Annotated in this window: 11 protein-coding genes and 1 pseudogene; 8 read left to right on the forward strand and 4 right to left on the reverse strand. The window is 59.7% G+C overall.

Annotated elements, in window-relative coordinates; translation table 11 throughout:
• Window positions 1–350: 350 nt before the first annotated feature.
• Window positions 351–1,286 carry a substrate-binding domain-containing protein gene (locus JHX88_RS15310; protein WP_272848051.1) on the reverse strand — a complete coding sequence of 312 codons (936 nt, stop codon included), beginning with the start codon at window positions 1,284–1,286 and terminating at the stop codon, window positions 351–353.
• A gap of 245 nt (window positions 1,287–1,531) precedes the next feature.
• On the opposite strand from JHX88_RS15310, the gene JHX88_RS15315 reads away from it, so the two are divergent.
• The 7 genes from JHX88_RS15315 (at window position 1,532) to JHX88_RS15345 (ending at window position 8,000) form a co-directional block, all read left to right on the forward strand.
• Window positions 1,532–2,548: a TRAP transporter substrate-binding protein gene (locus JHX88_RS15315; protein ID WP_076526630.1), complete on the forward strand. Its 1,017-nt coding sequence runs from the start codon at window positions 1,532–1,534 to the stop codon at window positions 2,546–2,548.
• Window positions 2,548–3,078, forward strand: coding sequence for a TRAP transporter small permease (locus JHX88_RS15320; protein WP_076526631.1), 531 nt, complete (start codon window positions 2,548–2,550; stop codon window positions 3,076–3,078). Before JHX88_RS15315 ends, JHX88_RS15320 begins: the two co-directional genes overlap by 1 nt.
• Window positions 3,075–4,352: a TRAP transporter large permease gene (locus tag JHX88_RS15325; RefSeq protein WP_076526632.1), complete on the forward strand. Its 1,278-nt coding sequence runs from the start codon at window positions 3,075–3,077 to the stop codon at window positions 4,350–4,352. The genes JHX88_RS15320 and JHX88_RS15325 overlap by 4 nt, the downstream gene beginning before the upstream one ends.
• An 8-nt stretch (window positions 4,353–4,360) precedes the next feature.
• Window positions 4,361–4,900: a VOC family protein gene (locus JHX88_RS15330; protein WP_076526633.1), complete on the forward strand. Its 540-nt coding sequence runs from the start codon at window positions 4,361–4,363 to the stop codon at window positions 4,898–4,900.
• Between the two features lie 8 nt (window positions 4,901–4,908).
• Window positions 4,909–6,174, forward strand: coding sequence for a RuBisCO large subunit C-terminal-like domain-containing protein (locus JHX88_RS15335; RefSeq protein ID WP_076526634.1), 1,266 nt, complete (start codon window positions 4,909–4,911; stop codon window positions 6,172–6,174).
• On the forward strand, window positions 6,174–7,409 hold the full coding sequence (locus JHX88_RS15340) for a four-carbon acid sugar kinase family protein (protein ID WP_076526635.1): 1,236 nt from the start codon (window positions 6,174–6,176) through the stop codon (window positions 7,407–7,409). The genes JHX88_RS15335 and JHX88_RS15340 overlap by 1 nt, the downstream gene beginning before the upstream one ends.
• 120 nt (window positions 7,410–7,529) lie before the next feature.
• Window positions 7,530–8,000 (forward strand): type 2 periplasmic-binding domain-containing protein, encoded by a 471-nt coding sequence (locus JHX88_RS15345; RefSeq protein ID WP_176011455.1) that lies wholly within the window; start codon window positions 7,530–7,532, stop codon window positions 7,998–8,000.
• Between the two features lie 18 nt (window positions 8,001–8,018).
• Here JHX88_RS15345 and istA read toward each other — a convergent pair.
• A pseudogene (gene istA, locus JHX88_RS15350) lies at window positions 8,019–8,600 on the reverse strand (IS21 family transposase); the annotation flags it as partial.
• Window positions 8,601–8,989: 389 nt separating this feature from the next.
• A complete protein-coding gene (locus JHX88_RS15355) occupies window positions 8,990–9,820 on the reverse strand; it encodes a phosphogluconate dehydrogenase C-terminal domain-containing protein (RefSeq protein ID WP_076526636.1) in 831 nt (276 codons plus the stop codon).
• A gap of 92 nt (window positions 9,821–9,912) precedes the next feature.
• Here JHX88_RS15355 and JHX88_RS15360 point away from each other — a divergent pair, with 92 nt between their 5' ends.
• Window positions 9,913–11,301, forward strand: a complete 1,389-nt coding sequence (locus JHX88_RS15360; RefSeq protein WP_076526637.1) for a four-carbon acid sugar kinase family protein — start codon at window positions 9,913–9,915, stop codon at window positions 11,299–11,301.
• Window positions 11,302–11,430: 129 nt separating this feature from the next.
• Here JHX88_RS15360 and nanR read toward each other — a convergent pair whose 3' ends face one another.
• On the reverse strand, window positions 11,431–12,153 hold the full coding sequence (gene nanR / locus JHX88_RS15365; protein ID WP_076526638.1) for a transcriptional regulator NanR: 723 nt from the start codon (window positions 12,151–12,153) through the stop codon (window positions 11,431–11,433).
• Window positions 12,154–12,177 lie beyond the last annotated feature (24 nt).

Below are 12,177 nucleotides of genomic sequence, written 5' to 3' on the forward strand. Positions count from 1 at the left end.
TGTTGACCACGGACAGAAGCATGATCCTGGCGGCGAGATGATCACTCGAAGGGACTTGACGAACAAAGGCCCATTACAGAAGCACTACACGCTACTGGTGGACAGCCGGACAGGTGCCTAGGCTGGACGACGCCAACGCCTTAACCCCATCTACTCTTTCAGGGGCAGGAGGGTTTAGTACGGCTCAAACCGATTACAGGATAAAAAATTTCAGCGGGTACGGCGTAAGACGCAAACCAACACCTGCTCGATGCTTCAAGCTCCAAATTGCCCCGCAGCGCTGCAGCGAGCGCATAGATTTTGAACCGGGCGCATAATGGCAGATCCTCGGCGATGGTTCCTGCCATCTCTCACGGCAGGTTCTCGCGAAAGAAAATGTCAAATTTGGGCAGACTGGTGGCCGTTTCCGGCGCGACAAGCGCGGCGATCGCGCGTGCTATCACCTCGTCCGCGGCAAGATCGAAAACCGCGTCCAAAGTGCCGTCGAGCAACGCCTTTCTGGTGTCGGTTGTCAGTCCATGACCGATAGTCACGATATCGGCACGGTTGCATTCGCGTAATGCCCGACAGATCCCACCGGAGGCCCCGCCGACATTGTATATTCCTACGAGATCAGGCTTTTGCTCCAGAAGGTTCAGCGCATGGCGATAATTCTCCCCCGGATCGTCATGACCCTCGCGCATGGCCATGACGTGAAGGTCCGGGAACATCTCGTCCATTATGCTCATGATCCCCGCTTCGCGTTCGCAATGCGCGCGGTACTGCCGCGAGCCTGCAACGAGTGCGACCGAACCCGCCCGGCGGTTCAGAAAGCGCCCCATCAGAAACCCGGCGGTTCGACCGACGGTATGGTTGTCCAACCCGATATAGTCGACCGGGGAATGTGATCCCAGGTCAGATACAATTGTCACCAGCCTCTTGCCCAACTCCGAGATTTCGATTGCGGCATCGCGCACCAGCGGATGTTCGATGGCGAAAAACGCGATACCGTCCGCCCAGCCCGCATTCTGACGCAATGCCGCAGCGAGGGCCTTGGCATTGAAGCCCTCGATGAAAAAGCAGCGAAGGGCGGGCTCTCCCGCGTTCTTGGCAGAAACGCGCCGTCGCAGCCTGTCGCCAAGAAGCCGGAGATATGGGTTCCCGCCCGAAGGCAGCAGGAAGACGATGTTGGGTGGCGGCGGGGTCACGAATCTTTCGACATCGGCCTGGCTGAGAAAACCGGTTTCACGGGCGAGCTCCAGAACCCGCATACGGGTTCGCTCCTTCACACCCTTGCGCTGATTCATCACGCGATCGACGGTCGCGAGTGAAACGCCTGCCGCATCAGCAATATCTACAAGAGTCGGGCGGCCTCTCGTTCCGGAATCTTCCTTGCTCAATTAAAACACCTCAAAACCCATTAATTCATATCTTTTGACTGATGCTCCTCTTTTGCCTAGCCTCTGTCAATAAGGCAAAATTTGAAAATTTCAGCGCCTGAACTGCGCAGAGATACATCAATTCAAATCATTCTACTCTGGGAGGAGAAGCTATGAAAACCTGTTTAGACCATATGGGGCGCCGTGGCTTCATGGCGCTTGGGGCGGGGGCAGCCTGTGCCATGGGGTTGCCTCGCGGCGCCTGGGCGCAAACCAGTCTGCGTTATGGTCACAACAATGAACCGGCCTCGGTCGCCGGAGCACAGGCGGACTGGTTCGCCGAGGCACTGGCGCAGACATCCGGAGGTGATATCGAGGTTCAGGTTTTTCCGGCAAGCCAGTTGGGAAAACTTCAGGAACTTGCCGAGGCGGTCTCACTGGGCACGATCGCGTTCTCACATAACACCGCCGGGGCGCTGGGTTCGCTATACGAGCCGTTTGCCGCGCTTGATACACCCTACATCTACCGCGATATCGATCACCTGATGAAGGTCACCGACGTTGATTCCCCGGTCATGCAGGAATTGAATGAAGGACTTGTCGCCGCCGCCAATGTCCGCGTGATCTATGCGCATTATTTCGGCAAGCGGAATCTGACCTGTAGCAAGCCGATCCTGACCCCCGCCGACCTGTCGGGCGTCAAGATCCGCTCGGTTCCGTTCCCGATTTATACTGCCGCGGTCGAGGGGATGGGGGCGGTTGCCGTTCCGGTCGACTGGTCCGAGGTCCCAACAGCGCTTGCCACGGGCGTCGTGCATGGGCAGGAGAACCCGGTCAATGTGGTACTGAACGTCAAACTCCATGAAGTGCAGTCCCATCTGATGCTCACCGGGCATATGTCCAATGCCGAAGTCGTCGTAATGAACGAGGATGTGTGGCAGGGCATGAACGATACGCAGCAAGAGGCGGTGCGCGAAGCTGCGCGCCAGACACGTGAAAAGGCGACCAGGGCGATCCAGGACAATGAAGAGGCCGAAACGCAGGAATTGCGTGACCTGGGCATGAACGTGATCGGCCCGGATGAAGGTCTGGATGTCGCGGCCTTCCGCGAGTCGGTCGGCAAGGTGGTCGAAGAACGCTTCGGCGCGACCTATGGCGATCTTTACGACAAGATCGCGGCGATATCCTGATGACGACTTGGTTGGGCGGGATCATCGTCGCGATGACGCGCGTGGGAATGCTGGCGGGCATGGGATTGCTGGCCTTGATGGCGGGATTGGTGGTGCTTCAGGTTCTTGCCCGCAATTTTGCGGATACGGGATTGCCATGGGCCGATGAACTGGCCCGGTTCAGTTGCATCGGCCTTGTGTACATCGCTGTTCCCGCATTGGCGGGCCGAAAGATCATGGTATCGGTGACCATCCTTCCCGATGCGCTCCCCCAAGCCGCTAGACGTTGGATGAGACTGATTGCCGATCTCGCGACGCTATGCTTTTCGGGTTTGCTGCTATGGGGCTTTGCGGAATTCTTGCCGAAAGCAGGGAAGTTCCTGACTCCGGCGATGAGACTGCCCAACTGGGTGTATTACAGCCTCGCCCTCGCGGGGAGCATCATGCTGGCGTTGGTTGTGCTTTACCGCGTGTTCCGGGCGTTCGGAGGAATCGATCCGACCGATGATTTAGGCGGCGCAGGAGAAGATCCGACGGTGCCATCATCATGAGCTTGCTTCTTCTGGCCATATTCGCGGTGCTTCTGGCATTGGGCGCCCCGGTCGCGATCTGCCTGGGATTATCTTCGGCCGTGGTGATCGTTCTGCATGGCCTGCCGGTTTCGGTGCTGGCGCAGCGCAGCCTGAATGCGTTGGACAGCTCGCCCCTGCTGGCGGTGCCGTTGTTCATCTTTGCCGCCAGCCTGCTGAATGCGACTGGGGTAACGACCCATATGTTCGATCTGGTGCGGATGATCTTTGGCCGCATTCGTGGCGCGGTCGCGCAGGTCAGCGTGTTTGTTTCGCTGATCTTTTCCGGCGTGTCCGGAGCGGCGCTCGCCGATATCGGCGCATTGGGCGCGATTCAGGTCGAGCAGATGAAGAAACAGGGTTATCGTGAAGAATTCGCGGCGGGACTGACTGTCGCCGCTGCCACAATCGGGCCGATCTTTCCGCCCTCCATCCCGATCATCATCTATGCTTCGGTCGCGAATGTGTCGGCGGTCAAACTGCTGATTGCCGGGATCGTTCCCGCCTTGTTGCTGACGGCATTCCTGATGCTTCAGGTCGCGATCATCGCACAGCTGCGTGGCCTCCCCCGCGACAGCATTCGCCCCGCATCTGGCGACGTGCTGCGCAAATTCGCGATATCTCTGCCAGCGCTTCTGGCACCGGTCTTGCTTATCGGCGGGCTCATCAGCGGCTATTTCGGCCCGACCGAGGTCGCAGGCGTGACGGTCGCCTATGCGATCCTGATCGGCATTGTCGTTTACCGCAGCCTGACCGTCGGAAAGATCCTGTCGGCCCTGCGCGAGACAACCGAAGCAACGGCCAATATCCTGTTCGTGGTCGCCACCGCCGCACTATTTGCTTGGGTGCTAACGCTGGATCAGGTGCCAATGAAAGCCTCCGCGCTGTTGTTGAGCCTGACCGAGAATCCGTTTTTGCTGTTATTACTGACCAATGTGCTTTTGCTGATTGTCGGAATGGTGCTGGAAAGCATCGTCGCAATCCTGATCATTGCGCCGATCATCGCTCCCGCGCTGACTGCTGCCGGAGTCGACCCCTTGCAGCTTGGCATCGTCTTCGTTCTGAACCTGATGATCGGGCTTCTGACGCCGCCAGTGGGTATGAGCCTCTACATGATCTCGATCATAACCCGTATGCCGATTGCTCGGGTGATCGCGGGGGTAATACCCTTCTTCGTTCCGCTACTGTTGTCGCTGCTGCTTGTCTCCGCAGTTCCGGCACTGTCGACCTGGCTACCCGAAACACTAATGAAATGAGCGATCTCATGAGCAACCTGCTTGGCCCGATCCGTCAGCTTGGATATGTCGTGGACGATATCGAAGCGGGCATGAAATACTGGTCCGAAACCATGGGCGTCGGTCCCTGGTACTATAATCCCGAAGTGCCGATCGAGGATTACCGCTATGACGGGCAAAGCTATAAGGTGCGGAACTCGGTTGCATTGGCGAATTCGGGCGAGATGCAAGTCGAGTTGATCCAGACCCGCAATGACGTGCCCTCGATGTATCGGGACTTCAAAATGAACGGACTACGCGGTCTTCAGCATGTGGCATTCTGGACCCGCGATTACGACCGTGACCTCGAGATGATGCAAGCTCGCGGCTTTACCGTGAAGATGAGCGGTTGCGTCGGGAGAAACGGGCGGTTCGCCTATTTCGCCGAAGAGCAGCATCCGGGCACCTGCGTCGAATTGTCGGAAGTGATGGGGCCGAAAGGCCGCATGTTCGATCTGATCCGCGAGGCTGCGCAGGGCTGGAACGGCGACGATCCGGTGCGGCCATTCCTCGACCTGTCCGGAAACTGAGGCCGCCGATGGAAAGACTGGTCGCGGATTACCTGATAGAAACGCCACTGCCGCTTGACGAGGTCGCTGCCATGATGGCGGGCGAACAATCCAGTGGAACCTTCGTGCGCGTAGCAGGGGAAACGGACGAGCTACGCGCCAGATCGGCAGCGGAAGTAACGTCGATCGAGCAGTTGGCAGAGACGCCGGAGGCTGCGCTGCATTCGGCCTATCTTGAGCGCAAGGACATATCGGGACCGTTCAGGCGAGCCCGTGTCTCCATCGCTTTCCCGACAGAGAATATCGGGCGGAACCTGCCCACGCTTGCCGCGACCGTCGCCGGCAATCTCTACGATCTGGGGGAGGTCACCGGCCTCAAGCTGACCGGTCTAACGGTCCCTTCGGATTATCGGGCACGCTACGAGTTTCCGAGAATTGGTATCGAGGGGACGCGCCGAACAACCGGCGTGGTGGGCCGCCCCGTATTCGGCACGATCGTCAAGCCAAATGTGGGGATGCGGACCGACGACATTGCGGAACTGGTGGACCGGCTATGCGCAGCGGGTATCGACTTCATCAAGGATGACGAGATTTGCGCCAATCCGAATATCGCGCCGCTGTCCGAGCGTGTGCCTGCGGTCATGCGGGTGATCCGGAAATGGCGCGAGAAGACAGGTCGTCAAGTGATGGTGGCATTCAACATCACCGACGAAACCGATGACATGCGCCGGCACGCCGATCTGGTCGCGGCGGAGGGCGGTAGTTGCGTCATGGCAAGTCTGAACTGGTGCGGCCTGTCAGCCATCCAGACCTTGCGCGCGCATACGCCGCTTGCCATCCACGCACATCGTAACGGCTTCGGTGGATTGAGTCGTCATCCGCTGCTGGGCATGTCCTTTCAACCTTATCATGTGCTCTACCGGTTGGCCGGAGTCGACCATATGCATGTTCACGGGACCGGCGGAAAATTCGCTGATACGGCACAAGACGTGGCCGAGGCTGCGCGGGCATGCCTACAGCCATTGTCTCAAGTCGGCGCGGACGATCGCGTGATGCCGGCATTTTCCTCCGGGCAGTGGGCGGGCACTTTGGAACGCAGCCTGACAGCTGCCGGAAGCTCGGATCTGATGTTCATGTGTGGGGGAGGTATTCTTGCGCATCCGAACGGGGCCGCCGCCGGGGTCGCCTCTCTGCACCAGGCATACGAGGCCCTGAGCCACGGGCGGGCCCTTGCTTCGGCAGCCTCGGATTACTCGGAACTGGCGACCGCGATGGCATTCTTTGGGTCACGCTGATGCGGCGGCCAATTGTCTTCCTGGCCGATGATTTCACCGGCGCATCCGACAGTCTCGCCAGCTACGCGCGACGCGGTTGCAAAACGCGACTACTGGTAGATACGGATATGGATTCTGTTCCGCACGGGCTGGATGCGGTCGGTATTGCAACCGATTTGCGCTCACTGAAACCCGAGCGGGCGATCACGCAGATCGAACGGATCTGGCCCATGATCGCCCGCTTGTCTCCCGAACGACTGCATTACAAGGTCTGCTCCACGTTCGATTCCTCGCCCACGATCGGCTCCATCGGTGCCATCGCAAGTGAATTACGGGCGAGGTTCCGTCCCGATGTGATGGCGGTGATCGGAGGACAACCGAGTCTTGGACGCTATCTTTGCTTCGGTAACCTGTTCGCGCGCGACGGTGACGGACGGGTCCATCGGATAGATCGGCATCCGGTCATGAGCCGCCATCCCGTGACTCCCATGACCGAAATAGATCTCGCGCGTCATCTTGCTGCGCAAGGCCTTGACGATCTGGACCGTGTCACGTTTCGGGAGCTTGCCCATACCGTTCAGATGGCGGAACGGTTGCGGAACGGGTCAGTGATTTTCGATGTGACATCCGAACAGGATCAACAACTGATTGGCGAAGCACTGACCCTTGCGGGCGGACGGCAGTTGCTGATCGGAGCGAGTTCGGTGGCCGAAATCATCGCCGGAAACATTCACCCGAAGGAATGTGAAGGCGATGCGACCCCACCCGGTTCGAAGAGGTTTCTCGCTTTTGCCGGAAGCAGATCGCCAATCACGGCGCAGCAAGTGAGGGCCTGCGCGGCCCTTGATGTGGTCGTGGTTTCGCCTGACCGTCTTGCCGATGTCGGACTGGTCGCGGAATGCAAGGACAAGCTGATCTCCGGCCACCCCGTTTTAATCGCTCTTGATCCAGAGACCGATTACACCCTGTCGCCCGACGAACTTGCGGATTGCTCGGTGAAACTGATAGCCGCCATTCTCGATGGAACCTCGGTTGGATATGTCTGTGTCGCCGGTGGCGATACATCCAGCCGCATCTGTGCTGGGCTGGGTTTTCATGCGCTTGAATTTGAGAAGGTGATGGAGCGCGGCGTCAGCATGTGCGTCGGGCGACATCGGGACGCGGCAAGGGACCGTATGCGGCTGATCCTCAAGGGTGGTCAAATGGGCGGCACAAAATTTTTCGATAATGCACTCGACCAGGTGCGAAGAAGCTGAGAGCTGGATCATTAGATCGTGCGTGATCTTAAGGTGTTTCGCATGACTGTCTGCCGGCTACATCACTATTGCCAATCTGGATGACGGCGGCCGCGCCCCCCCCAGATGCCGCAATCAATCATGAGACTGCAATGGTTCACCCGTGCTGCGGCTATGGACAATCCCGAACAGTCCCGGGTCGTGGACCAGATCGACTGGGTCGCGCCGCCGGGTGGTGGTGCGCGTGTGGCCAATGACGGTTTCGCCATCTCCGCCTTCTCGTCGGGCGACCGCGAAGAGATGTTCCGGATGGTGGCCGAGGCCGCCAACAAGGAGAGTATGCAGGAAGGCGCGAGATACTCCATGCCGCCGCGGATGTCGCTGCTTGAGAATGCCGAGCAGGCCGCAGAGTTCCCCTGGTACTCTGCGGCCCGCACAGCGCTGGAAAGCGGCAAGGCCTTCCCGGCGATGCCTGATTTCAACGACGTGGGCGAGATCGTCACCCGCCATATCCTGCGTGCCGTGACCGGCGAGGCTGAAGTCAAGGAGGCGCTGGACCAAGCAACCGCCGAGACCGAAGATCTGCTGGCCAGCCGCGGCTATTACAACTGACCCAACTCGCGCGCGCGAACCGGCCCGCGGCACCCCGCCGAACACGCGAAAGCCGTGCCAATGGGCATCGAACAGCATCTCATGGCTTTGCAGGAGATAGGCGCGTAACAGGAAGGCGCGGCTGTGCGACAGCTTGATATGGGCCACCTGAAGCTTGATACGCTCGTCGCCGATCACCGCCCAGTTCTCGCTCCAGTCGAACTGGAACGCCTCGCCGGGCTGAAAGACCAACGGCACAAAGGTGCCGCGGCCAGTTGTTTGTTGATCCCGACGCCGATCTTCCTGCCAGGCGCGGGCAAATGCAGCCACCCGGCCATAGGAACCGGTATAGCCGAGCACAACCAGCTCCCGGTGAAGCTGTTTGATCGTGCGGCGCTGCTTGCGTGGCTTGCGACTCTCCGTCAGCAGCCAGCCAGAAAGCTTCTCCGCATAAGGATCCAGTTTACTGGGCCGATCGGGAACCTTGAAACTTGGTTCCGTTGTGCCGTTTCGAAGATATTTCCGGATCGTGTTGCGCGATAAGCCGGTTCGCCGCGCTATCTCGCGGATCGACATTCCCTCTCGCAATGCCCAACGTCGAATTACACTCAAAAATGCCATGTCTATCACTCCAATGCCCCCTGCAAATCGCAGACAGGGCGAAGTTCGCACATGAGTCACTTCTCAATGAATATTCCCTACCAACCCGGGTCAGTTCTCAGCGAAAATTAACACACCACCCCTAAAAACGATGCGCAGGGCGCGTCACCAAAGCTGATCCGCTGGTCCATGCAAGAAATCCGCCGCATCGCCATCCGCATGGCACAGCGTCAGATCCAGTCTGTCCATATCATTGCCTGGTCGCTCTGGAGGCGAGCTCATCAGGCCTGCGCTCAAAGATGTCACTGCAGGAACAAAATGCAACTGTAATGCTTTAGTCAAGGGCTCGGATCGCAACCCGGTTGGCACTTTGCGGCCCTTCCACGCTGAAGCCGGAGCGGGCGTCAAGATCAGGTGATCCGCTTGATGCTGTCCTCGATCTCGTCCCATTCGAATACGCGCTTCCAGTCGTCCCGCATCAGCATCGGCTTACCGAATTCGATGGCCTTGTCGCAGGCATCCGAGAAGGCTCCCTCGCGCTCCTCGAAGATCACCGCGCCGAGGATATTCATATGCCCTAGCAGGAAGTCGCGGGCGCATTCATGGCTGACCCCGCTCCGGCGCACGCATTCGTCCAGCGCCTCGCGCATGACGCTGAGCAGCGAGGCGCAGACGGTTTCGGAGAGACCCGGCTCGAGCATCGCCATCTGCTTGACGGTAACCTCATAGGTCCGGGCAACGGGGGCGTAGATGGCGCGGGCGATGCGGTCCCCCAGTTCATAATGTTCGCGCGGGCCTTGCATCAATGCATTGACGACACCCTGTTTCGCCGCGACGCCGCCGAAATGGTCACGACGGCCTTCCTCGGTGGTTTCGTCGTTGAAGATCGGCGGATGGCAAGGATGGGTGACGAAATAGGTGATGTCTTCGCGTTCAGGCAAATGACCGGCAAACGGCGCCGCTGCGTCCAGCACCACGATCATGGTTCCGGGTGCGACCTGAGGCACGACGCTTGCCGCGACCTTGCCGATCACCGTGTCGGGAACCGCGAGAATGACCACCTCGGCCCCTTCCAGCGCGGTTTTCTGGTCCACGCAGTCAAAGCCGAAATCCTTCTTGAGACGCGTGCGCCCTTCGTCGCTGACCTCGACATGGCGGGTCTCGAAATCGGATTTTGCGAGATTGGAGGACAGGCGCAGGCCCATCTTTCCGCCCGCACCGAACAAAGCGACCTTGGTCATTCCTTCTCATCCCTCGAATTGCTTGCTTAACTGGTATGATAAGATAATAATGATACATAGATGTCAAGAGAACCGGATCGACGAGGGCCGACATGAGCGACAACACTGCGGAAGCAGCCAAACGGCCCTGGGTGACATGGTTCGGAGACGATTTCACCGGATCGGCGGCGGTGATGGAGGTCCTTGCTTTCGCGGGGCTGCCATCGGTCTTGTTCACCGATATTCCCGATGATCGTCTAGCCGCCCGTTTTGGGGATTGCCAGGGCATCGGCATCGCCTCGACCGCGCGCAGCCATGGCCCCGACTGGATGGCCGCGAATCTGCCAGCGCCTCTTGCCTGGCTGCATGGGTTGGGCGCGCCGATTCTGCATTACAAGATCTGCTCGACCTTCGATTCATCACCAGAAACCGGGTCGATCGGCAGGGCAATCGAGATCGGCCTTGGCATTCGCCCGGCCCGCGCCGTACCGCTGCTGACGGCGGCACCAACGATGCGGCGATACCAGACTTTCGGACATTTGTTCGCCGGTGGGCTGGACGGGGTTGCGCGGCTGGACCGGCACCCGGTGATGGCACACCACCCGGTGACACCGATGGCAGAAGCCGATCTTCTTCGGCACCTGTCGAAGCAGACCGACCTGCCCGGCGGGCTGATCGACCTGGAGGCAATGGCAGCTGATCCGCAGGCTCGGTTGAGTGACCTGCTCGGGGATGGCGTGCGCATCCTGTCGCTTGATTCCATCGACGCCGTTTCGGAGACGGCCGCAGGAGCACTGATCTGGCAGAACAGTGCCGATCTGGGATTTGTCGCAGGCAGCCAAGGTGTCGAATATGCGCTGATCCGGCATTGGCAGCAGAGCGGGCTTTTGCCTGAACCGGAATCTGTCGGCTCAGCAGGAGCCGTTGACCGGATCGCAGCGGTCTCGGGATCGATATCGCCGATCACGGCGCGGCAACTTGATTGGGCGGGGCGGAACGGTTTCGCCTTACTGGCCTTTGACGCCAGCACCGTCTGCGGACCTGCCGAGAGTTTGGAGGCCGAGGAGAACCGCCTCGTCGAAGCCGCCTCGATTGCCGCGGAGCGCGGGGGAAGTCCGTTGGTATATTCCGCCCGCGGCCATGATGGCCCCGAGATCAGCCGCTTTCGCAAGGCGCTGAGGGAAAGCGGGATGGATGCGGCAACCGCCAACCGCCAAATCGGCGAAGCGCTTGGCCGCATTCTGGACCGGATCTTGCGGGCGACCGGCATCCGTCGCGCCGTCATCTCGGGCGGCGACAGTTCAGGCCACGGGATGCGCCAACTCGGATTGTCTGCATTGGTCGCCAAGGCCCCGACCATTCCCGGCGCGGCGCTCTGCACGGCTCATGGCGAGGGACCGCATGACGGGTTGGAGATCGCGCTGAAGGGAGGTCAGATGGGAAGCGAGGATTATTTCGGCTGGATTCGCGACGGCGGCGGAGCCCGATCAAACCCGGGTTGATCCCCTGTCGGCATTTTTCTTCTTCTTTGTCCAAATACCTCGGAGGGTCGCCGGAAGTTCGCGCCACTGGTTCGAGAAACCTGCCAACAACGAAGCAGTGCCCCCGGCCATCGCGAGGGCAGCCGGATGTCATTCATGTCGCTCGAATGCAACCCGAGAACGCTCGAGATGGCGGCGCATCTCTTCGATTGCGGCATCGGTGTCGCGTGCCTCGATATGGTCGATGATCTTGGCATGTTCCAGCAGGGTGATTTCTTCGCTGTCCGAGCGGTGCAGCAAGCTGACATGATATTCGAACAACCAGCCCAGCATCGCATCCGAGACCGACAGGATGATCGGATTGTCGCAGAATGCAGCCAGTTTGCGGTGAAACGCCATGTCGATCGAGATGAATGCCGTGGCATTGCCCAGCTCTTCACGCTGCCGCTCGACCAGTTTGCGCAGGTCGGCAATATCCTCGGTTTTGGCCTTTTCCACGGCGACACGGACCATGCCCATCTCGAACATCTGCCGGGCGTGTTTCAGGTGATCGAGGTTCCCGGGCGCAGAGCTGAGAACCAGCCGGGCCAGCTCGTCCGACTGGTGCAGGACGGTCGCCGGGTTGATCTCGTTCACGCGCGAACGCTCGCCATGGCTGATGGTGATCAGCCCATTGTTGTGCAACGATTGCAGCGCCTCACGAACGGCAGGGCGACCGACGCCGAACCGTTCCATCAGTGCGCGCTCCGAGGGCATGTAATCGCCGGGCTTCAGCTCGTGACTACGGATCATGTCATGCAGACGTTCCAGGACCTGGTCGGACAGTTTCTTCTTGACGATCCTGTCGTCATTGCTGTCTTGGGCGCTGATCATGGCTTTTGCGTCTCCGCTGTAGCT

This window comes from Paracoccus saliphilus, from assembly GCF_028553805.1.
Classification (GTDB): domain Bacteria; phylum Pseudomonadota; class Alphaproteobacteria; order Rhodobacterales; family Rhodobacteraceae; genus Paracoccus; species Paracoccus saliphilus.

Bases quoted from the DNA above. Each gene is read 5' to 3' on its own strand.
- JHX88_RS15310 (WP_272848051.1), bottom strand. From the start codon at position 1,286: ATGAATCAGCGCAAGGGTGTGAAGGAGCGAACCCGTATGCGGGTTCTG.
- JHX88_RS15315 (WP_076526630.1), top strand. From the start codon at position 1,532: ATGAAAACCTGTTTAGACCATATGGGGCGCCGTGGCTTCATGGCGCTT.
- JHX88_RS15320 (WP_076526631.1), top strand. From the start codon at position 2,548: ATGACGACTTGGTTGGGCGGGATCATCGTCGCGATGACGCGCGTGGGA.
- JHX88_RS15325 (WP_076526632.1), top strand. From the start codon at position 3,075: ATGAGCTTGCTTCTTCTGGCCATATTCGCGGTGCTTCTGGCATTGGGC.
- JHX88_RS15330 (WP_076526633.1), top strand. From the start codon at position 4,361: ATGAGCAACCTGCTTGGCCCGATCCGTCAGCTTGGATATGTCGTGGAC.
- JHX88_RS15335 (WP_076526634.1), top strand. From the start codon at position 4,909: ATGGAAAGACTGGTCGCGGATTACCTGATAGAAACGCCACTGCCGCTT.
- JHX88_RS15340 (WP_076526635.1), top strand. From the start codon at position 6,174: ATGCGGCGGCCAATTGTCTTCCTGGCCGATGATTTCACCGGCGCATCC.
- JHX88_RS15345 (WP_176011455.1), top strand. From the start codon at position 7,530: ATGAGACTGCAATGGTTCACCCGTGCTGCGGCTATGGACAATCCCGAA.
- JHX88_RS15355 (WP_076526636.1), bottom strand. From the start codon at position 9,820: ATGACCAAGGTCGCTTTGTTCGGTGCGGGCGGAAAGATGGGCCTGCGC.
- JHX88_RS15360 (WP_076526637.1), top strand. From the start codon at position 9,913: ATGAGCGACAACACTGCGGAAGCAGCCAAACGGCCCTGGGTGACATGG.
- nanR (WP_076526638.1), bottom strand. From the start codon at position 12,153: ATGATCAGCGCCCAAGACAGCAATGACGACAGGATCGTCAAGAAGAAA.